We start from the raw sequence: 21,892 nt of genomic DNA, 5'->3' as shown, positions 1-21,892 counted from the left end.
ACTGCCGCCTGGCAAAAACACCGACTTGCCCTTTTCGGGTGGGATAAAAAAAAATTATCGGCATTTTTTTATATTTATCAGCCAACGAAGCCCTGGAGACGGTCGAGATCTTGCTCGCATTTTCACCATTTACCTGCCTGCACCATCCCGACGCGACCAGGCACTGGCAGTGTGCGCAAAATTAACCCGGATCGTTAAAATCCAGACATCGCTGCCGGTGGATCACGCTATCCCGCTGTTTTTCGCGTATTTCCCTTTTCTGGCAAGAGATTTGCAATTTTCTTCTGCTTCCCGGCCTGTCGGGCGAATAACTTCATGATGGAGAAAATCGATGTTGAGTCTTCGCGCAGTGAATCACTATTACGGCAACCAGCACACGCTATGGAATGTGGATCTCGACCTGCAGCCCGGCAAGTGTACCGGCGTGCTGGGACTTCCAGGGATGGGGAAAACGACGCTGGCCAATTGCATCATCGGCAATTTGCCTATCGAAAGCGGTACGATGGTCTGGCATCAGGCAGGCGCGCCACCGTGCGATCTGAGTCCGATCCCGGCGGCAAATCGCATTGCACTGGGTATTAACGCCGTTTCACAAGAGAGACGAATTTTTTCGCAGCTGACAGTCGAGGAAAATCTGCATATTGCGCGTCAGGCGGTTGAAGAAAGCGAAACGATGAACAGCAGCGATATATACCGCCTCTTCCCACAGTTGTACAGTCTGCGTCAGGCCAAAGGGGGCGTCTTATCAGAGGATGATCAGCACCAACTCGCACTCGCCAGCGCACTGGTTACACGCCCACGCCTGCTGATCCTTGATGAGCCTACGCGAGGCACGGGCCAGGCGTATATCCACAAGCTGGGGAACCTGATTGTGAGGCTAAGCCAGGAGTTGGGCATCGCGATTATGCTCGCAGAGCAAAGCCTGCCGTTTATTCGTCGGGTCGCTGATTGCTATTGCCTGTTACATCGCGGACGCAATGTGGCCCAGGGACAACTGACGCAGTTCAACGACCCGTTTCTTAACGCCTGGATGGTGCCAGAGGCAAAACGCTAAGGTCAAGATAGTGCCCTGTCGTTGCGCGTTCTGGCTCGTCTTCCAGCCAGGGGATTTCCCCCAGCAGCGGGGCCGGAATCGCGCGTTTCAGCGTTGCCATATATTCAGCATGGCGTTTCCCTGGCGGAGTCACATCATTGGCGACCCACCCCGCCAGCGTCAACCCAGCCTGTTGTACCGCTTGCGCAGTCAGAATGGCATGGTTGATGCAGCCAAGCTTGACGCCAACCACCAGAATAACCGGCAGTTGTTCCGTCTGTACCCAGTCAGAAAAACTCAGCGTGGGTGAAAGCGGCGTAAACCAACCGCCAGCGCCCTCCACCAGCACCCAGTCGGCCTGCATTTGCAGCGCCTGTAAACCCGCAGACATCACTGAAGCCAGAATCGGTCGCCCTTCATCAGCGCTGATGATATGCGGTGACGTGGGTTCGGCAAAGGTATAGGGATTGATTGCCGTATAGTTCACTGCCACAGCGCTGTTGCGCTGCAGGGCAAGGGCATCAGAGTTTCGCAGACCATCTGCCGTCATTTCACTCCCAGAGGCGACGGGCTTATAGCCGACCGTTCGATAACCCAATTGTCCCGCTGCCTGCAGTAGCGCACAGCTGGCAATTGTTTTACCGACCTCAGTGTCCGTCCCGGTGACAAAATACGTTCTGGTCACGTTGAATTACTCCTAAAAAAAGTTGATACGTCAGCGGGTATTTTCCCTGCACGGAGGGCCAGGCTAACTGTAACTGCTGCAGTTGTGAACGGGTCAGTACGCGCTGTTCGCGTCCATCATGGAGATGCGTCGCACCGATCCCTTTGAGCGAGCGCATGGCGCTCAGCGCGTCGTCAAACCACAGTGTCACCGTATGAAGCTGATACTCGACGTCCCAGCCATGCAGCGCCTTTTCAAGTTGCTCCACGGGCAAGAAACGGTTGGTGTGCTCCCGGTCATCTACCGCTTGCCACGCCCGACGTAATTCCGGCATCGATCCATGTGCCAACGTACTAAACGCCACCGTGCCTCCGGGACGCACAACCCGGCAAAGCTCGTTTAGCGCCCCGCGTAAATTATCGCACCACTGAACCGCCAGATTGCTCCAGGCCAGGTCAAAGGTGGCGGTGTTTTGTGGGATGGCTTCAATATCCGCCAGCAGATAATGGTGGGCGGCATTTTGCCGCTGTGCCTCTGCCAGCATTTGTTCAGAAAGATCCAGTGCGCTGACTTCGCTTCCCTGCTCACGCCAGTAGCGACTCATGCGCCCAGGGCCGCACCCCGCATCCAGTACCCGTGCATAATCCCGTTCACCAAGCAGCGTCAGCAAGGCATCGGCGCTTTGGCACTGTAGCCCGGCATGTTGTTCATAGTGGGAAGCGGCGCGTCCAAATGCGGCAGCAATGGCCTGTTTATTGACCTGCGCCATGCAGCACCTCCAGTAAACGGTCGATATCCTGGCATTCATGAGCCTGCGTCAGCGTCAGCCGTAATCTGGCTGTGCCGACCGGTACAGTAGGAGGCCGGATGGCGGTCACCCAACAACCCTGAGCGCGTAAAGCCTCCGCCAGTTGCAGCGCTTTATGGTTATCGCCCACGATCAATGGCTGGATGGCACTGTCTGAATTTGCCAGCGTGAAATCCGGCGTATCCAGGCCCGCACGAAAACGTTGGATCAACATCGCCAGTTTTTCCCGGCGTTCATCCCCCTCACGACTGCGGATCACTGCCAGCGCGGCACGCAATGCCTGCGCCTGCGCTGGCGGCATGCTGGTGCTGTAAATCAGATGACGGGCAAACTGCAGCAGATAATCAGCCACGCTGTCAGAACACAGTATTGCCGCACCGCTGACGCCAAATCCCTTACCAAATGTCACCACCAGCAGTTCAGGTTTGACCTGCTGTCGGGAGCACGAGCCGCGCCCTTCCTCACCACACACGCCGATACCGTGCGCATCATCCACCAGCAACCAGGCCGCCTGGCGTTGCGCTGCGGCATGGATATCCGCCAGCGGTGCGCTATCGCCATCCATGCTGAACACGCCTTCGGTAACTACTAACTGCTGCCCCGGACAGGGGGCAGACAGCAGACGAGCCAGATGTTGCGGGTCGTTATGGGTAAAACGGCGTAACACGGCGGGACTCAGGCTGGCCGCTTCCAGCAACGACGCATGGCTGAGGCGGTCGGCGACAATCCGATCCTCTTTTCCCATCAACGCGGCGATCACCGCCTGGTTGGCAGCAAAGCCGGAGATGAACAGCAATGCTCGTGAATAACCCAGCCATTGCGCCAGTTCGTCTTCGAGCGCCTGATGCGCGATGGAATAGCCGCTAACATGGCCTGACCCTCCGCTACCGACGCCAAAACGTTCAGCCCCCTGCTGCCAGGCACAGACTATCTGCGGATGGTGACTTAACCCCAGATAATCGTTACTGGAAAAATTCAGATACTGACGCCCCTCGGCCAACAACCAGCGCCCTGCCCCCTGCGTCACCGCATAACGGCGACGCAGGGCATCAGCACAACGACGCGCCGTTAGCGCATCGTCAATTTTTTGCTGCCAGGTCATACGGTTGCCGCGTTGTAGTAGTCGTCTGTATCCGGGGTACGCAACGCCTGCTCCAGACGTTGCTGCTGTTCGTTATCCCCCGCCAGCACCGCCGTTTGTTGCGGATTCAGACCGAGCTTGCGGAATAAAAGCAGATCTTTGTCTTCGTTCGGGTTGGGTGTAGTCAGCAGCTTGCAGCCGTAGAAAATCGAGTTGGCCCCGGCCATAAAACACATTGCCTGAGTCTGTTCGTTCATCTGCTCACGCCCGGCAGAAAGACGCACGTATGACGTTGGCATCATGATGCGGGCCACAGCGATAGTGCGAATAAAATCAAACGCATCGACATCGTCGTTATCTGCCAGCGGCGTGCCTTTTACTTTCACCAGCATGTTGATCGGCACGCTTTCCGGCGGTGTTGGCAAATTCGCTAACTGCAGCAATAAACCAGCGCGATCGGTAACCGTTTCACCTAACCCCACGATACCGCCAGAGCAGACTTTAATCCCCGCCTCGCGCACTTTGTCCAGCGTATCAAGTCGCTCCTGGTAGGAACGGGTGGTGATGATATTGCCGTAGAACTCCGGCGAGGTGTCGAGGTTGTGGTTGTAGTAGTCCAGACCCGCACTGGCCAGACGCTGAGCCTGCGTTTCATTGAGCGTGCCCAGCGTCATGCAGGCTTCCAGCCCCAGTTCTTTTACGCCCTGGACCATCTGTTCCAGGTAAGGCATATCGCGCTCATGCGGATTCTTCCACGCCGCCCCCATGCAAAATCGCGTTGAACCGGCCTGTTTCGCCTTACGCGCGGAATCCAGAACCTGCTCAACTTCCATCAGGCGCTCGGTTTCCAGACCGGTTTTATAGCGTGAACTTTGCGGGCAGTATTTGCAATCTTCCGGACAAGCACCGGTTTTAATCGACAGCAGCGTACTCACCTGTACCTGCCGCGGATCAAAATGCTGACGGTGCACCTGTTGCGCTTCAAACAGCAGATCCAGCAGCGGTTTTTCAAATAATTCGGTGACTTGCGACATTGTCCAGCGAGAAGTGTGAGCCATATTGATATACGTTTCGTTGTAAGTTTGGTGTAGACTCGTAAACCTAAATCTTTTTAATTTGGTTTACAAGTCGATTATGACAACGGACGATCTTGCTTTTGACCAACGCCATATCTGGCATCCATACACCTCGATGACCTCTCCTTTGCCGGTTTACCCGGTGGCTCGCGCCGAAGGTTGCGAACTGATTTTAGCCAGCGGTGAGAGACTGATTGACGGCATGTCATCCTGGTGGGCGGCGATCCATGGCTACAATCACCCGCAGTTGAACGCCGCGATGAAAACGCAGATTGATGCCATGTCGCATGTGATGTTTGGCGGTATTACCCATGCCCCGGCCATTACATTGTGTCGCCAGTTGGTGGACATGACACCCAAGGCGCTGGAGTGCGTTTTTCTCGCGGATTCAGGTTCGGTTGCCGTCGAAGTGGCAATGAAAATGGCGCTGCAATACTGGCAGGCAAAAGGCGAAGCGCGTCAGCGTTTCCTGACGTTTCGTAACGGCTATCACGGTGACACCTTCGGCGCCATGTCGGTCTGCGATCCCGACAACTCAATGCACAGCCTGTGGAAGGGTTATCTGCCAGAAAACCTGTTTGCGCCCGCCCCGCAAAGCCGCATGGGCGGCGAGTGGGACGAACTGGATATGGTACCGTTCGCCCGCCTGATGGCCGCGCATCGCCACGAGATAGCAGCGGTGATCCTTGAGCCTATTGTGCAAGGCGCTGGCGGTATGCGCATGTATCATCCCGAATGGCTGAAGCGTATTCGTAAGATGTGTGACCGTGAAGGTATCCTGTTGATTGCCGATGAAATCGCCACCGGATTTGGTCGTACAGGTAAACTGTTTGCCTGTGAACATGCTGGTATTACACCGGATATTTTGTGCCTCGGCAAAGCGTTAACGGGCGGCACGATGACCCTTTCCGCGACCCTGACCACCCGCCTGGTCGCAGAAACCATCAGCAACGGTGATGCTGGCTGCTTTATGCACGGCCCGACCTTTATGGGTAATCCGCTGGCCTGCGCCGTCGCCTCGGCCAGCCTGTCGCTGCTCAACACCGGCGAGTGGCGCTCACAGGTCGCGGCCATTGAAACGCAGTTGCGTGAAGAACTCACCCCCGCAGCGGATTCCGACTATGTCGCCGACGTGCGCGTGCTTGGCGCTATTGGCGTCATTGAAACTACGCGTCCGGTGAATATGGCCGCATTACAGAAGTTCTTTGTCGAACAGGGCGTGTGGGTACGACCGTTTGGCAAGCTGATCTATCTGATGCCGCCGTACATTATTCAGCCCGAGCAGTTGCGCCGCCTGACGCAGGCCGTCAATGAGGCTGTGCGCCAGGCAACATTTTTTAGCGATTAATCAGCGGTAAGCTCTGCAGTTTCTGGCTACACTTTTTGGCTAACGAGAGGAGTCAGCATGAAATTAATCAGCAACGATCTGCGCGATGGGGAAAAGCTACCACATCGCCATGTCTTTAACGGCATGGGGTACGACGGGGATAATCTTTCGCCACATCTGGCATGGGATGATGTGCCCGCCGGAGCTAAAAGCTTTGTCGTGACCTGCTATGATCCTGATGCGCCTACCGGCTCCGGCTGGTGGCATTGGGTAGTGGTCAATCTGCCGGCTGATACCCGCGCACTACCGCAAGGGTATGGCTCCGGACGGGTTGCCCTGCCGGATGGAGTCATTCAAACCCGAACAGATTTCGGCAAAGCGGGCTATGGCGGTGCGGCACCACCGAAAGGCGAAACCCATCGCTATATATTTACGGTTCACGCGCTGGATGTGGAACGGATTGATGTCGATGAGAGCGCCAGCGGCGCGATGGTCGGATTTAACGTCCATTTTCATTCGCTCGCCAGCGCATCGATTACTGCGATGTTTAGTTAAACGCAGCGCCGGATATCGGCTTCGCCTCATCCGGCCTACGGGTTTCCTGGTTTTGTAGGCCGGATAAGCGTCAGCGCATCCGGCAGGGTATTACAGAAACTCAGGCAACAATTTTAACAACGCACCCTGCGCTAACAGTTCGGTCGCACATTCAATATCCGGGGCGAAAAAACGGTCCTGCGTATAGTGCGCAACCTGCTCACGCAGCGTCTGGCGCGCCTGCTCCAGTAGCGGACTTGAGGTTAATCCTTCACGTAGATCAATCCCCTGACAAGCCGCCAGCCACTCCACAGCAATCACGCCACGCGTATTCGCCGCCATCTCCCACAGTCTACGACCTGCTGCAGGTGCCATTGAGACATGATCTTCCTGATTTGCTGACGTGGGTAAACTATCCACGCTGTGTGGGTGCGCGAGGGCTTTATTCTCGCTCGCCAGCGCAGCTGCAGTCACCTGAGCAATCATAAAGCCGGAGTTAACCCCGCCATTTTTCACCAGGAAAGGCGGCAGTTGCGACATATGTTTATCCATCATCAACGCAATACGTCGCTCGGATAACGCCCCGATTTCGGCAATCGCCAGCGCCAGATTATCCGCTGCCATTGCCACCGGTTCAGCATGGAAGTTACCACCAGAAATAACATCACCTTCTTCGGCAAACACCAGCGGGTTGTCCGAAACGGCGTTGGCCTCCACCAGCAACACCTCCATGACCTGGCGCATTTGTGTCAGACAGGCTCCCATGACCTGAGGCTGGCAGCGCAGAGAATAGGGGTCCTGCACTTTTTCACAGTTGTGATGCGACTGTGAAAGTGCGCTGGAATCGGTCAGCACATGGCGATACAGCGTCGCGGCATCAATTTGTCCACGCTGTCCTCGTGCCGCATGAATACGGGCATCAAATGGACGACGCGAGCCTAATACCGCTTCGGTGGTCAGCGCCCCGCACACCGTCGCGGAAGCAAACAGCTCCTGCGCCTCAATCAACCCACGTAATGCAAAGGCGGTGGAAGCCTGGGTGCCATTCAGCAGCGCCAACCCTTCCTTCGCTTCCAGAGTAATCGGCTCCAGCCCGGCCTTCTTCAGCGCGTCTGCCGCCGGGAGCCATTCTCCCTGCCAGCGCGCCTTGCCTTCTCCCAACAGTGTCAGGGACATATGCGCCAGCGGAGCCAGGTCGCCCGATGCCCCCACCGATCCTTTCGCCGGAATGAGCGGGTACACCCCGGCGTTGACCAGCGCAATCAGCGCTTCAATGACGTTCAGGCGAATACCGGAAAAACCACGCGCCAGGCTGTTAATTTTCAGCACCATAATCAGGCGCACCATCGCATCATCTAACGCTTCGCCTACACCTGCTGCATGAGACAATACCAGCGAGCGCTGTAAATTTTGCAGATCGTCAGTCGCGATACGTGTCTGAGCCAGCAGCCCAAACCCGGTATTAATGCCATACGCCGTGCGGCCTTCCGCGACAATGCTATTGACGCAGGCGACGCTGGCATTAATTGCGTCAATCGCACTGGCATCGAGGCTCAGTTGAACCGGCTGTTGCCAGATATCGCGCAACTGCGCAAAGCTAAGGTGGCCAGGCGTTAAGGTAATTGTGTTCATATCAGCGTTTCCCCTGCGTGGCGGCAATCATCGGCAAATTCAGCCCTTCTTCGACGGCACATTCCACTGCAATGTCATACCCGGCATCGGCATGGCGCATGACACCTGTCGCCGGATCGTTATGTAATACCCGGGCAATACGTGCAGCAGCTTCATCAGAGCCATCACAAACAATCACCATGCCGGCATGTTGGGAGAACCCCATTCCAACGCCACCACCGTGGTGCAGTGATACCCAGGTCGCACCACTGGCGGTATTAAGCAGCGCATTAAGCAACGGCCAGTCGGATACCGCGTCAGAACCGTCGCGCATCGCTTCGGTTTCGCGGTTCGGGCTGGCAACAGAGCCTGAATCCAGATGGTCACGGCCGATAACAATCGGCGCAGATACTTCACCGCTGCGCACCATCTCGTTAAATGCCAGGCCCAGCTTTTGTCGCCATTCCAGACCAACCCAACAGATACGTGCCGGTAAGCCCTGGAAGTTGATCCGCTCACGTGCCATGTCCAGCCAGTGATGCAGATGCTTATCATCAGCCACGATCTCTTTCACTTTGGCATCGGTTTTATAAATATCCTGCGGATCGCCGGAAAGCGCTACCCAGCGGAACGGACCAATGCCGCGGCAGAACAACGGACGAATATAAGCAGGCACAAACCCTGGGAAATCAAAGGCGTTTTCCACCCCCATCTCTTTGGCCATCTGGCGAATGTTATTGCCGTAATCAAACGTCGGTACACCCATTTTGCTAAACGCTAGCATCGCCTCAACATGCGTCGCCATTGAACGTTTTGCCGCCTGTACCGTACCTTGCGGATCGGATACCGCTTTCGCCTGATACTCTTCCCAACTCCAGCCGGACGGCAGATAACCGTGCAGTGGGTCATGGGCGCTGGTCTGGTCAGTGACCATATCCGGGCGTACGCCGCGCTTAACCAGTTCCGGTACAATGTCGGCTGCGTTCGCGCACAATGCAATGGACACCGCTTTACCTTCGCGGGTGTATTTGTCGATACGCGCCAAAGCGTCGTCCAGTGAGGTGGCCTGCTCATCCACGTAACGGGTACGCAGGCGGAAATCAATGCGGCTTTGCTGACATTCAATATTCAGAGAACACGCGCCCGCAAGCGTAGCTGCGAGCGGTTGCGCACCGCCCATGCCGCCCAGCCCGGCGGTCAGAACCCAGCGTCCACTCAGGTTACCCTGATAATGCTGACGTCCGGCCTCAACGAAGGTTTCATAAGTGCCCTGTACGATGCCCTGACTGCCGATGTAGATCCAGCTCCCCGCAGTCATCTGGCCATACATCGCCAGACCTTTGGCGTCCAGTTCGTTGAAGTGTTCCCAGGTAGCCCAGTGCGGCACCAGGTTGGAGTTGGCAATCAACACACGCGGCGCATTGTCATGAGTTTTGAACACGCCGACCGGTTTCCCGGACTGAACCAGCAGAGTTTCATCAGATTCCAGTTCGGTCAGTGCCTTGACGATGGCGTCATAGCATTCCCAGTCACGCGCTGCACGGCCAATCCCACCGTACACCACCAACTCATGCGGGTTTTCCGCCACATCAGGATCCAGATTGTTCATTAACATGCGCAGCGGCGCTTCGGTCAGCCAGCTTTTGGCCGTTAAGGTAGTGCCGCGTGGGGCACGCACATCCTGCTGACGATACTTGCTGTGAGACATGACAAAAACTCCTCAGGCTGAATGTAGGCCGGATCAGGCGTGTATGCCGCCATCCGGCACAGCGCCTGATGGCGACGCTAACGCGTCTTATCAGGCCTACGATTAACGATCACATTAGCTAAAAGTATATACTTGTCTATACAATCAGGCGCAAGATCGAGATTAACAACTGAGCTACATTTTTGCCATACTGCGGCAGCAATCACGATTTTCAGGACATAAATCGCCCTTGCAGACGATAGCGGGAACCAGGGAAAAGTAAGCGGGCATGAGAGACAATAGAAGACGCCGACCAGGTCTTCCGGCGGATCAACAGGCAGGGATCGTGCTCCTTGATATGCAACAGCGCACACTCTTCCGCGCTGGCGCGTACCGCTTCGACAATATGTTCCCCTTCCGTCAAAGGGGCGATGAGTGACAGGTAAGCATGCGGCGTGGTCTGGCTGTAATCCTGCAACAGATACTCCGGCACAATCTCCGCATTCACGCAGCGATCTTCAATCTGCACCGGCAGCTCGTTCTCATAGTGCACCATGATGGAGTGAAAAATGGGGGTGCCTTCTTTGACGTTTAACGCCGTGGCTTGCTGAGCATTTGCCCGGGTTCTTTCCAGCGTCAGGACCTCACATCGATGCTGATGCTGGCGCGCATTAATTTCATCCGCGATGCTGCGAATTTCGAACAGCGCGGATTGACCTTTAGGTTCGGCGACAAATGTTCCCACCCCTTGCAAACGCACCAGCAATCCTTCATCCGTTAGCTCACGTAGCGCCCGGTTGATCGTCATACGGCTAAAGCCATACTGCGCCACCAGTTCCGCCTCCGATGGGATACGATCGTGAGGTTGCCAAATACCGCTGGAAATCTTCTCACTGATCTCCATTTTGACCTTTTCGTAAAAAGGAGCCGGAGCAGTTTGGGGGCGGGTTCGGTGCATTCGTTAGCCTTCCTTAAGCTGAGAATTTTAATAAGTGCAGTTTACAGGTATAACCCGGACCTGATAAGCGCAATTCCCTTAGGCATATCAGTGCCACCAGTGCGCAATTTGCCAACCCAATCGTGCCGCAACGCGCGCCGCCCTGCCATCATCATCAAAACGCGGGTTAAACTCAACCATATCCACCGCCTGTAATTTACCGCTGCGACAAAGGGGTTCAATGAGCCCCAACAACGTCGCCAGCGGGACCCCCAACGCGGCAGGCGCGGATACGGCCGGCATTTCCCATACCGGTAATACGTCAAGATCGATAGTCAGATAGATGACATCCATGTTTGCAACAAATTGCGCCAGCTGAGTCTGAGCCGTATGACAGTGCAGATCTTCCACCACGATGACCCCCAGCCGTTGCGCCTCATCCCACAAAGCCTGGGTATTCGCAGCCCGACTGACGCCCACGCAGGCGTAATGAAATTCACGCTGCTGTTGCTCACAGAGGTGCGCCAGTTGACGAAACGGCGTACCGGATGTGGGTTGTTCGGCGTAGCGTAGATCCAGGTGTGCATCGAGGTTGACGATCCCCACTTTTGCCTGCGGGAATGCATCCAACACTCCTGCACCATGCGCAAATGCCGTTTCGTGTCCCCCGCCCAACACGAAGGTACGCATATCCGCCTGCAGGCAACGCTGCACCGCTGTACGCAGCGCCTGCTGAGCACCTTCAAGGTCGGGTGCCTGGGCCACAATGTTTCCCAAATCGACCAGCCGTTGATGGCCCGCGTGACTGGCTAAATTGGCCAGTGCTTTACGCAGCGCGTCCGGTGCGCCGGCGGCTCCCGTGCGTCCCTGATTACGTTTAACGCCTTCATCACAGGCAAAACCAAGCAGTGCTATCTGCTCAGAGTACATTTCCGGTGTAAATGCCGGGCTAAGCGAAATGGTCTGAAACAGGCGTAGCGCAGTCGGCGACTCGGCGCGGTCATCACGCCCCTGCCAGAGCGCAGGAGAAGCAGGTTGCCAGTTAGTCATGCTGGTTGTCCTTTAAATACACGTTGGTAGAGCGGGTTACGCCCTGGCTCATAGAGGATCTCTACCGGGAGTTCGGCATCCCACACCACAAAATCGGCCACAAACCCGGCTTTCAGTTGTCCGTGAGTGGCATGGCGCCCCAGCGCCCGGGCCGCATGACGGGTTACGCCCGCCCATGCCTCTTCCGGCGTTAAGCCAAACTGTACACAGGCCATATTCATCGCCCAGTGCAGGCTAATAAACGGGCTGGTGCCTGGGTTGTAGTCGGTCGCCACCGCCATCGGAACCTGATACTGACGTAGTAACTCGACTGGCGGACGCTGTTTCTCTTTGAGGAAATAAAAAGCGCCGGGCAATAGCACACCGACCGTACCGTTTTGGCTCATCGCCGCTACGCCCGCTTCATCCAGATATTCAATGTGATCGGCTGATAATCCGTGGTAGCGGCTAACCAGTTGCGCCCCGCCCAGTAATGACAGTTGTTCGACATGACCTTTAACCGGGATGCCCAACGCCTGCGCGGCCTGAAATACGCGTTCGCTCTGCGCCAGCGTAAAGCCCACGGTTTCACAGAACAGGTCTACGGTTTCAAACAAACCCTGTTCCCACAACTGCGGCAAAATCGTCTCGCACACCAGCGTAATATAGCTATCGGGATCATCGCGATACTGCGCCGGTGTGGCATGTGCAGCTAACAGCGTTGGGCTTATTTCGACGGTGTTTTCTGCCGCCAGCGCAGCCACGACGCGTAAAATTTTCTCTTCTGTCGTCAAATCCAGGCCGTAGCCCGATTTGATTTCCAGCAACGTAACACCTTCTTTTATTAGCCGCTCCATTCGCTGATGCGCTATATGAAGAAGTTGTTCATCCGTGGCGCTACGGGTCGCCGACACGGTGGCATTAATACCGCCTCCCTGAGCACTGATCTGTTGGTAGGAAACGCCGTTTAGCCGCTGTTCCCATTCACCTGCGCGATTCCCCCCAAACACCAGATGCGTATGGCAATCAATCAGACCCGGCGTAATCAATCGTCCTTGCATATCAAGGGTATTATCGTGTGTAAGGTATAACGACGACTCAGGCACAATGTCCCGAATCTTACCCTGACGGACGATCAGCGCATGGCCATCCACCAGCCCATACGGAGTATCACGTTCAGGATCCATGGTCGCCAGGCGGACATTACGCCAGATAGCATCATCAGGGAAAAATTGCTGCATTCGACTCACCACTTGTCATAGGTTGTATAGACATTTATTTTGCATCCTGTGGATGTTGTCAACCTGAAGGACCAAAATTGTTATCTAATTGTGATATAAGGACTCTCTACACCCGACATTGCTGCTATAAAAAACAACTTTTTACCTTTTCACCTTCCCGTTTCGCTCAACTTAGTATAAAAAAGCAGGCTTCAATGGATAACTTTCAAAGCCCGGAGCAACCTGTGAACATTTCATCAGTTTCCCGTCTGGCGCTGGCAATGGCTTTTGGCGTGACGCTGACAGCCTGTAGCTCTACACCGCCCGATCAACGTCCTTCCGATCAGACCGCGCCAGGAACGTCTATGCGCCCGATTCTGTCGGCAAATGAAGCGAAAAATTTTGTCGCTGCACATTATTTTTCAGCTCTGACGCCAAACACTGCGCCATGGAGTCCTTCCGCTATTTCCCTGCCCGCCCAGCCTGACTTTGTCGTTGGCCCAGCAGGAACTCAAGGCGTTACCCATACCAGTATTCAGGCGGCAGTTGATGCGGCAATCATCAAACGCACCAATAAGCGTCAGTACATCGCCATCATGCCTGGCGAGTATCAGGGCACGGTCTATATTCCGGCCGCGACAGGAAGCCTGACGCTCTACGGCATGGGCGAAAAACCGCTTGATGTGAAAATTGGCCAGGCGATTGATGGCGAAATGAGTACCGCAGACTGGCGTCGTACGGTGAACCCTGGCGGAAAATATATGCCGGGTAAACCTGCGTGGTATATGTATGATAATTGCCAGAATAAGCGTGGCACAAACATCGGCGTGATGTGTTCTGCGGTTGTCTGGTCGCAAAACAATGGTCTGCAGTTGCAGAACCTGACCATCGAAAATAACCTCGGTGACAGCGTTGATGCGGGTAACCACCCGGCCGTCGCACTGCGTACCGATGGCGATAAAGTGCAGATCGACAAGGTCAATATTCTGGGACGTCAGAACACCTTCTTCGTAACCAATAGCGGCGTGCAAAACCGTCTGGAAAACGATCGTCAGCCGCGTACGCTGGTAACGAACAGCTACATTGAAGGCGATGTGGATATGGTTTCTGGTCGCGGTGCTGTAGTGTTCGATAACACCGATTTCCGCGTAGTAAACTCCCGCACCCAGCAGGAAGCCTACGTATTTGCGCCAGCAACCCTGTCGAATATTTACTACGGTTTCCTCGCCACCAATAGCCGCTTTACCGCAGCAGGCGATGGCGTCGCGCAGTTGGGCCGCTCGCTGGATGTCGATTCCAACACTAACGGTCAGGTGGTTATTCGCGACAGCGTGATCAACGAAGGCTTTAACATGGCAAAACCCTGGGCTGACAGCGTTATCTCAAAACGTCCGTTTGCCGGGAACACCGGTGCGGAAGATGACAAAGGTGAAATTCAGCGCAACCTGAACGACACCAACTTCAACCGCATGTGGGAGTACAACAACCGCGGTATTGGCAGCAAAGTGGTTGCAGTACCTAAGCAGTAAACGTCATTCCCTTTCGTACGCCCGGTAAGCGCATTGGAGCGCCACCGGGCAATATGCCGGAGGGCGGAGACAACCGCCTCACCCGGCCTACATGTCGCTTTACGCCAAACGCGCTTTATTAAAGTTAATCAAACTCCCTGCCTTAATAATTTCACGCTCTTCTGCGGTCAGACTTTCCATATACAAACTGATTTCACTCACCGCACCATCATCATGAAGGATGTACGCTTTGATCGTGCTACTGCATTGATCCAACGCGTGGCGGATACCAGGAATGTAGATGTAGTCCCCGACCTCAAATGAGGGTTGCTCTGCCATTTGGAGCGGCAACATACCCCAGTTGATCACATTGGAGCGGTAACGCTTAGTGGCATATTCCTGGGCGATATTCGCCAAACCGCCAATCACTCGCTGACAGCTTGCCGCCTGCTCGCGTGCAGAACCATCTCCAGGCTTCACGGCATAAATCATGCTGCCAATCTCAGTGTCCAGCGGTTGCACATTTTCGTGACCAGCAATCTGTCGGATGCGTTCGAAGACTGGCGCCAGTTCACTGACATCACCTGCGAGGCGCCTTTTTTCCAGCTCAGCAGTGGCTTTACTTCTCGCCACATACCCGGGATCGCGGCGGGAAAGGGTAAATTCCGCCAGTCCCAAAGGGTTAGAGCGATATGAAGAGGTTTCTCCGGACGGTATCAGCTCATCCGTCGTCGTCACCTCATCCAGGATCTTTGAGGCCACTTTCAGCAGAATATTATGCGTAAGCACCCCCATTTCCGGCCAGTCTTTGATATTCGGGCCATAAATTAACGGCTGCTGCGTGGCCCCTTTGACATACCCCTGATAAACGCGGCTTTGATAAGGCGCAGGATTAAACGCATAGTCCGGCACCTTATCCCAGCAGTCCAGTTCGGTCGCGGCGGTGAGGTATCCTCCACTGGCCGCCGTCGCCGCTATCGAACGCGCATCCATCAGTGCAACGGCGGACATTTGCCCATTGCCCGGTTTCGAACCTTCACGGTTAGGGAAGTTACGCGTGGTATGGCGGATGCTAAGACCATTGTTGATAGGCGTATCGCCCGCGCCAAAGCATGGACCGCAGAATGCGGTTCTGATGACGGCCCCCGCACCCAGTAAATTTGTAACGACACCTTTCTGCGCTAAATCCATAAACACCGGCTGTGACGAAGGGTAGACCGCCAGCGAGAAAGCATCATTACCGCAGGATTGACCGCGCAATGCCTGCGCCGCAGCAATCACGTTTTCATAGTTGCCGCCCGAGCATCCGGCAATGATCCCCTGCTGTACTTTTAAGCGGCCATTTTCTACCTTGTCCAACAACGAGAGGCTGGCTTTACCCTGCGCGATACGTGCAGACTCAACTTCAATCTCCCGGAGAATATCAGTGAGATTCTCATTGAGTGTATCAATCTCATAGACATTACTTGGATGGAATGGCAGCGCAATCATCGGCTTAATCGCACTCAAATCAACATGAATACAACCATCGTACCAGGCCATCGGCTGCGGGTTGAGCTGGCGATAGTCTTGTTCGCGACCGTGTAATGCCAGCCAACTGCGAGTTTCGTCATCCGTTTGCCAGACGGAGCTCAGACAGGTGGTTTCGGTGGTCATCACATCAACGCTGTTACGAAAATCCGTTGAGAGATGGCGAATACCAGGGCCGACAAACTCCATGACCTTGTTTTTGACGTAGCCATTTTTAAATACCGCGCCAATGATCGCTAACGCCACATCCTGTGGGCCAACGCCCGCAACAGGCTTGCCGGTCAGATAAACCGCAACAACGCCTGGATAATCAATGTCCCAGGTGTCGTTTAACAGCTGCTTGACCAACTCACCGCCCCCTTCTCCTACCGCCATCGTGCCTAATGCGCCGTAACGAGTATGACTGTCTGAGCCAAGGATCATTTTGCCGCCGCCTGCCATCATTTCACGCATGTATTGATGGATAACAGCAATATGTGGCGGCACAAAGATTCCGCCGTAACGCTGTGCCGCAGACAGACCAAACATATGATCGTCACCGTTAATAGTTCCCCCTACTGCACATAATGAGTTATGGCAGTTAGTCAGAACATACGGCAGCGGAAACCGCTCCATGCCAGAGGCTTTTGCGGTCTGAATAATACCGACAAAGGTAATATCGTGTGAAGCTAATGAATCAAACTTAATTTTAAGCTTATTCATATCACCGGACGTATTATGCGCGGCGAGAATCGACCACGCGATGGTTCCTTTTTTCGCGTCCTCTTTGCAGATATGCCCAGGAAAAGACTCCTCAGCGACAATTTCATTATTATCGGAGAGATAAACTCCTTTTTCATACAACGTAATCATTTGATACTCCCTAGTCCTGTACTTATATTTGTGCGCGGTCAATTAATAATTTGAATCTGTCTTATGGTTTACAGCATGTTCCAGTTAATCAACATGCTCCACCACCACACGCCCAGGGTGATATGGACAATAAAGGTCAGTAAGGTCAGCATGCCCCCCACCAGCCACCACGATTTGATATCGTTATATCCGACACCAAAAATGACCGGTCCAGCAGCGCCGCCATAATGGGTGACCATTCCGCCATACGAGTTAGAGAAGAGTAATGCCAGTGCGGTTAACATCAGCGGTGCGCCGGAGACATTCGCCAGCATGGCAAACACCGGCATCATCGCCACAATATACGCGCTGCCTGAGGCAAAGAAATAACGAACGATAATGCTCAAAAAGAGAATAACAAAGAATGCGACGTTGCCGTGATTGCCAAAGTCCAGGTTATTTTTGAAGAGTTCAGCTAACCAATCAAAAAACTTCACTTTTGATAATAATGAACTTAAGCCGATAATACCGCCGTACCAGATTAAGGTATTCCAGCCCCCCTTATTTTTAACGACGTCATCCCAGGTTACGACGCCTAACAAGAGCATCATACCCATTACGACAATAGCCACCGTTGATTCATCAACGCCGAGCGTTTTACTGAAGATCCACCCCAATAGCGCGAGGACAAAAATGCCCAGCAGCATTTTTTCTCGTACCTTCATGGGCCCCAAATCCTCAAGCCCGGCCTTAGCGATAGTTTTGTTATCAACCTTTTTAATTTCAGGTGGATACATAAAATAGATGACTAACGGCGTCGCCAGCAGCATAACCAAGCCAGGCAAACTCGCAGCAAGCGCCCACCCTCCCCAGCTCAGTTGCAAGTGGCAGATATCATTGATCATTTTCAATGCCAGAATATTGCCTGCCATCGCGGTAAAAAACATATAGCTGGTTGTTTTGGTCACCATATAGACCGTCATCATCAGATAGTGGCCTACACGTCGTGGACTCTTGTCTGGTTCAGAACCCAACGCCACCGCCACGCTATTGATGATGGGTAATACGATTCCTCCTGCTCGCGCGGTATTTGACGGTGTGGCTGGGGCCAATACCAGGTCAAGAAACACGGTCACATAGCCAAGACCAAGCGTGGTATTGCCTATTTTACCGATCAGGATATAAGCAATGCGCTTGCCCAGTCCTGTAGTCACAAAGGCGGCGCTTAAGGTAAACGCCGAGAAAACCAACCACGTGGTGCCGGAAGCATAGCCGCTCAAGACACTGCTGGTTTTCAGTACCCCGTGCCCTAAATTGCCGACAACCACCATTGACGCGGCAACGGCAATTAATAACACGACAGGTTCAGGAAAAGGCTTGATCACTAATCCGACAATGGCGGCAAGATAAATACCAAACAGCACCCATGCCAGTTCACTTAATCCCGCAGGGGCAGGAATAAATCCTATAATACAGGGGATAACTAATATTAATATTAGCTTCCATAATGATTTAACGTTCATTTTTGAATCCTGGATAATCTGTACAGGCAATACAGAATGTTTCTCGATTTTCCGTAATCACAGCAAAATGAGGCCAATGCTGTCAGGGAAGGTAAACGTCACCAGCGAATATTTTTCTGGCGGTACGAATAACCGAAGCTCTGATAGTTTCAGGCTCATCCCCTTCATTGGTTAAATGAATATCAAGAGTGCCGCCAGGATGTTCGATAGTGATATTCCCATAATGCGCGCCTGCCGTTACCTGACGCGAAACAGTACCGTTAATGACACAGCTACTGGCGATAGCTATCGCCCCGGTAATCGCCAGCGCTTTATGGCAAGAGTGCGGCATAAAATAACGAACATTAATTTCGCCATCGTATTGAGGTGCGGAGATGAGAATCGGTTTTGGGATAACCTTATTACTGACATCACCCAGCCCCATCGCCTTACCTGCCTGTAAACGAATAGACTCAATACGCGATAATAATTCGCTGTCGGCATCCAAATTTTCCGGTAACTCATATCCGGTTTTTCCCAGATATTCGGCAGGGATAATTACCACTGGTGTCGCCATATCCATACAGGTCACCGGAATGGAGTCGATATAATCGATCTGCTGGCCCGTCGGAAAAATATGACCGGTTTTAGAACCTGCGGCATTCATAAATGTTAACCCAACAGGTGCAGCGGTTCCTGGTACACCATCTATTCTTGCAGTTCCTTCATACTCAACACGACCATTCGGCGTATACACATCAGCTTCGATATAGGTATTCGTATTTACATTACGAATACGTACACGGGTTGTTGGTGTAGAAACTGGAATCAACTCATTTTCGATAGCGAACGCGCCAACGGCAGAAAGCATATTGCCACAATTCGGCGTTGTATCGACACGTTGTTCATGTACCAATACCTGAGCAAATAAATAATCGATATCTGCCAGAGGATCATTCGAGCGGCTCACAATCGCAACTTTACTGGTCAATGGATTACCACCGCCAATACCATCAATTTCCAGAGTGTTTCCGGAACCCATTATTTTTATCAAAATATTATCACGCTGAGCCAACTCTTCTGGTAGATGTTCGGCTAATAAAAATGCGCCTCTGGAGGTTCCTCCACGCATCATAACGCAAGGTATTTTCTTCACAACAATGCCCTCAATGTATTATTCCTACTGAGGGCATGGTTACATGCTAAAAATAAAGAGACTAATGACTTTATTTCCTCGATTAGTGACTTTTTTTTATTAATTGAAATTTAAGAATGGCAGGTAAACTAACCGCTTTACACTAAGAAAGGGTATCTACTGGTTTAGTGCGAGGGAAGCATGAAACACGAACTATCGAGCATGAAGGCATTTGTCACACTGGCAGAGTCCGATTCTTTTAACAAAGCCGCCAAATTACTTAATATTACGCAACCTGCATTAACGCGCAGAATTAAAAAAATGGAAGAGTATTTACACACTCAACTCTTTGAAAGAACAACTCGTAAAGTCACATTAACAAAAGCGGGGAAAATGCTATTACCTGAAGCCAAAGAATTAATTAGGTGTTTAGATGAAACCATTTTTAATATCAGTGATATGAATACTCACCATCATGGCATGGTGACATTATCCTGCATCCCTACCGCGGTTTTCTATTTCTTACCATTGGTAATTGGAAAATTTAATGAGCAGTATCCCAATATCAAAGTGCGAATAATTGAACAAGGTACGAATAATTGTATGGAATCCGTACTTTGTAACGAGGCTGATTTTGGAATAAACATGAACAACATCACAAATTCCTCTATCGAGTTCACCCCACTGGTTAATGAACCGTTTGTTTTGGCTTGTCGGCGCGATCATCCGCTCGCGAATAAACAGTTGGTGGAGTGGCAGGAACTGCTGAATTACAAATTGATAGGCGTTCGCTCCTCAAGCGGTAACCGATTATTGATCGAGCAACATTTGGCCGATAGATCGTGGAAGTTGAACTGGTTTTACGAGGTTCGTCATCTGTCCACCTCGCTGGGCCTGGTTGAGGCCGGACTGGGTGTTTCCGCGTTGCCAGGGTTGGCAATGCCACAAACGCCGCATCCAACACTGATCGGGATCCCACTGGTTGAACCGGTCATTAGACGCACGCTGGGGGTTATTCGCCGTAAGCATGCCGTTATGTCTCCGTCAGCGGAGCGCTTCTTTACGTTGCTGATTAATTCATGGGCTGATAACACAGATAATCTTTGGACACCAATTTCCGAACTTCAGTCATGATGGCAATCAAATACGCAACCCTTTCGTACGCCCGGTGAGTATATCCGCCGACCGGGCAGTGTGCCGGACAGTGGTTTACATGCCCTGTCCGGCCTACAAAACGAATAACGAATTAGTACGCGTTAACCACCACCCACATTGGGCCCTGTCCTACCGCATAGCGTCCTTTCTCTGCCAGCAATCCCTGCTCACCCGCAATTTCATACACCGCAATATGGTGGGACTTCTGCCCTGCGGCAATCAGGTATTTCCCGCTGTGGTCGATATTAAAACCGCGCGGCTGTGTTTCAGTAGGCTGGAAGCCTTCTTTCGTCAGCACACTTCCGTCTTCTGATACGCTGAATACCGTAATCAGGCTGGCGGTACGGTCACAGGCATACAGATGACGACCATCTGGCGTAATATGGATATCTGCCGCCCAGCGGGTATCAGAGAAATCAGCAGGCATCATATCCAGCGTCTGTACACACTCAATTTTGCCGTACGGATCTTTCAGTTCCCAAACATCGACTGAACTGTTCAACTCATTCACGCAGTAGGTATATTGCTGATTCGGATGGAACACCATATGACGCGGACCTGCACCTTCAACGGTAGTCACTTCCGCGGGTTCCTGTGCAACCAAATGGCCATCATCACTGACGGTGAACAGGCAGATACGATCCTGTTTCAACGCAGGAACCCACAACGTACGGTTATCTGGCGAGATATTGGCCGAGTGACAGCCATCCAGACCTTCAACCACGTCAACCAATTCCACCGGCAGGCCATCCTCCAGACGCGTGACGCTCACACTGCCCGCGTTATAAGAGCCGACGAATACGAAACGCCCTTGATGATCGGTCGAAATATGCGTCGGGCTCCCCGGCAATGCAGATTCCGCAGCGAATGTCAGTGCACCGTCATCAGGTGCGATACGGTATGCCAGCACCCGAAACTCCGGACGCACACCGACATAGAGGTAGCGTTTATCCGGGCTGACAACCATCGGCTGTACCTGACCCGGTACATCAACCACCTGCGTCAGCGTCAGTGAACCATCGTGATTCAGGCCCCAGACGTGAATTTGCTGACTCTCAGGGCTGGCGGTATAAACGGTTTGCTTCATGAAAACTCCTTTGCTTTTGGCAGGTGGCTGCAATGGCCTGACACACGCCTAAGGTAGACGCTTTTATCGGTGAATGCTTAATTAAGGCTCAGAATTTTGTCCGGCCCCCGACTCGGTGTACCATTCTGACAGACAAA

At 53.1% G+C, this 21,892-nt stretch carries 18 protein-coding genes; 5 read left to right on the top strand and 13 right to left on the bottom strand.

What is annotated here, in order from left to right; all coding sequences use genetic code 11:
• Positions 1-331 precede the first annotated feature (331 nt).
• Positions 332-1,054 (top strand): ABC transporter ATP-binding protein, encoded by a 723-nt coding sequence (locus tag QMN38_RS08135; RefSeq protein ID WP_323604813.1) that lies wholly within the window; start codon positions 332-334, stop codon positions 1,052-1,054.
• Here the strand turns inward: QMN38_RS08135 and bioD are convergent.
• From bioD to bioB, 4 genes are read right to left on the bottom strand one after another with little or no spacing between them, the layout of a single operon-like run.
• Positions 1,020-1,718: a dethiobiotin synthase gene (gene bioD / locus QMN38_RS08130; RefSeq protein WP_323604812.1), complete on the bottom strand. Its 699-nt coding sequence runs from the start codon at positions 1,716-1,718 to the stop codon at positions 1,020-1,022. The genes QMN38_RS08135 and bioD overlap by 35 nt on opposite strands.
• Complete coding sequence (gene bioC / locus QMN38_RS08125; RefSeq protein WP_271441248.1) at positions 1,681-2,466, bottom strand: malonyl-ACP O-methyltransferase BioC; 786 nt, start codon at positions 2,464-2,466, stop codon at positions 1,681-1,683. The genes bioD and bioC overlap by 38 nt, the downstream gene beginning before the upstream one ends.
• Positions 2,450-3,607 (bottom strand): 8-amino-7-oxononanoate synthase, encoded by a 1,158-nt coding sequence (gene bioF / locus QMN38_RS08120; protein WP_137384348.1) that lies wholly within the window; start codon positions 3,605-3,607, stop codon positions 2,450-2,452. The genes bioC and bioF overlap by 17 nt, the downstream gene beginning before the upstream one ends.
• Positions 3,604-4,644 (bottom strand): biotin synthase BioB, encoded by a 1,041-nt coding sequence (gene bioB, locus QMN38_RS08115; protein ID WP_271441246.1) that lies wholly within the window; start codon positions 4,642-4,644, stop codon positions 3,604-3,606. Before bioB ends, bioF begins: the two co-directional genes overlap by 4 nt.
• A gap of 76 nt (positions 4,645-4,720) precedes the next feature.
• On the opposite strand from bioB, the gene bioA reads away from it, so the two are divergent.
• Positions 4,721-6,010, top strand: coding sequence for an adenosylmethionine--8-amino-7-oxononanoate transaminase (gene bioA / locus QMN38_RS08110; RefSeq protein ID WP_323604811.1), 1,290 nt, complete (start codon positions 4,721-4,723; stop codon positions 6,008-6,010).
• A 57-nt stretch (positions 6,011-6,067) separates the two neighbouring features.
• Entirely contained in the window at positions 6,068-6,544 is a 477-nt protein-coding gene (locus QMN38_RS08105) for a kinase inhibitor (RefSeq protein WP_271449730.1), read from the top strand.
• 90 nt (positions 6,545-6,634) lie between these two features.
• Here the strand turns inward: QMN38_RS08105 and hutH are convergent, their stop codons facing one another.
• From hutH to hutI, 5 genes are all read right to left on the bottom strand, one after another.
• Complete coding sequence (hutH, locus tag QMN38_RS08100; RefSeq protein WP_271454205.1) at positions 6,635-8,155, bottom strand: histidine ammonia-lyase; 1,521 nt, start codon at positions 8,153-8,155, stop codon at positions 6,635-6,637.
• Between the two features lies 1 nt (position 8,156).
• Entirely contained in the window at positions 8,157-9,842 is a 1,686-nt protein-coding gene (gene hutU, locus QMN38_RS08095) for a urocanate hydratase (protein ID WP_137384353.1), read from the bottom strand.
• Between the two features lie 211 nt (positions 9,843-10,053).
• Positions 10,054-10,779: a histidine utilization repressor gene (locus QMN38_RS08090; RefSeq protein WP_271441241.1), complete on the bottom strand. Its 726-nt coding sequence runs from the start codon at positions 10,777-10,779 to the stop codon at positions 10,054-10,056.
• Positions 10,780-10,866: 87 nt separating this feature from the next.
• On the bottom strand, positions 10,867-11,808 hold the full coding sequence (hutG, locus tag QMN38_RS08085; protein ID WP_323604810.1) for a formimidoylglutamase: 942 nt from the start codon (positions 11,806-11,808) through the stop codon (positions 10,867-10,869).
• Positions 11,805-13,028 carry an imidazolonepropionase gene (gene hutI / locus QMN38_RS08080; RefSeq protein WP_318047763.1) on the bottom strand — a complete coding sequence of 408 codons (1,224 nt, stop codon included), beginning with the start codon at positions 13,026-13,028 and terminating at the stop codon, positions 11,805-11,807. Before hutI ends, hutG begins: the two co-directional genes overlap by 4 nt.
• 224 nt (positions 13,029-13,252) lie before the next feature.
• Between hutI and QMN38_RS08075 the strand changes: the two genes are divergently transcribed.
• Positions 13,253-14,536, top strand: a complete 1,284-nt coding sequence (locus tag QMN38_RS08075; RefSeq protein ID WP_323604809.1) for a putative acyl-CoA thioester hydrolase — start codon at positions 13,253-13,255, stop codon at positions 14,534-14,536.
• A 99-nt stretch (positions 14,537-14,635) separates the two neighbouring features.
• Here the strand turns inward: QMN38_RS08075 and QMN38_RS08070 are convergent, their stop codons facing one another.
• From QMN38_RS08070 to QMN38_RS08060, 3 genes are all read right to left on the bottom strand, one after another.
• Positions 14,636-16,897, bottom strand: a complete 2,262-nt coding sequence (locus QMN38_RS08070) for a hydratase (protein ID WP_323604808.1) — start codon at positions 16,895-16,897, stop codon at positions 14,636-14,638.
• 68 nt (positions 16,898-16,965) lie between these two features.
• Entirely contained in the window at positions 16,966-18,399 is a 1,434-nt protein-coding gene (locus QMN38_RS08065) for an anion permease (protein WP_323604807.1), read from the bottom strand.
• Positions 18,400-18,481: 82 nt separating this feature from the next.
• The gene (locus QMN38_RS08060) at positions 18,482-19,534 is read right to left on the bottom strand and encodes a 4-oxalomesaconate tautomerase (protein WP_323604806.1); all 1,053 of its coding nucleotides are present in this window, start codon (positions 19,532-19,534) and stop codon (positions 18,482-18,484) included.
• 180 nt (positions 19,535-19,714) lie between these two features.
• On the opposite strand from QMN38_RS08060, the gene QMN38_RS08055 reads away from it, so the two are divergent.
• Positions 19,715-20,647 (top strand): LysR family transcriptional regulator, encoded by a 933-nt coding sequence (locus QMN38_RS08055; RefSeq protein WP_323604805.1) that lies wholly within the window; start codon positions 19,715-19,717, stop codon positions 20,645-20,647.
• Positions 20,648-20,759: 112 nt separating this feature from the next.
• Here QMN38_RS08055 and pgl read toward each other — a convergent pair whose 3' ends face one another.
• Complete coding sequence (pgl, locus tag QMN38_RS08050) at positions 20,760-21,755, bottom strand: 6-phosphogluconolactonase (protein ID WP_323604804.1); 996 nt, start codon at positions 21,753-21,755, stop codon at positions 20,760-20,762.
• Positions 21,756-21,892 lie beyond the last annotated feature (137 nt).

Source organism: Citrobacter sp. R-1.5.2, from assembly GCF_035064245.1.
Taxonomy (GTDB): domain Bacteria; phylum Pseudomonadota; class Gammaproteobacteria; order Enterobacterales; family Enterobacteriaceae; genus Citrobacter.
Note: the sequence above shows the minus strand (reverse complement) of the source record. Positions and strands in the feature narration are given on the sequence as shown.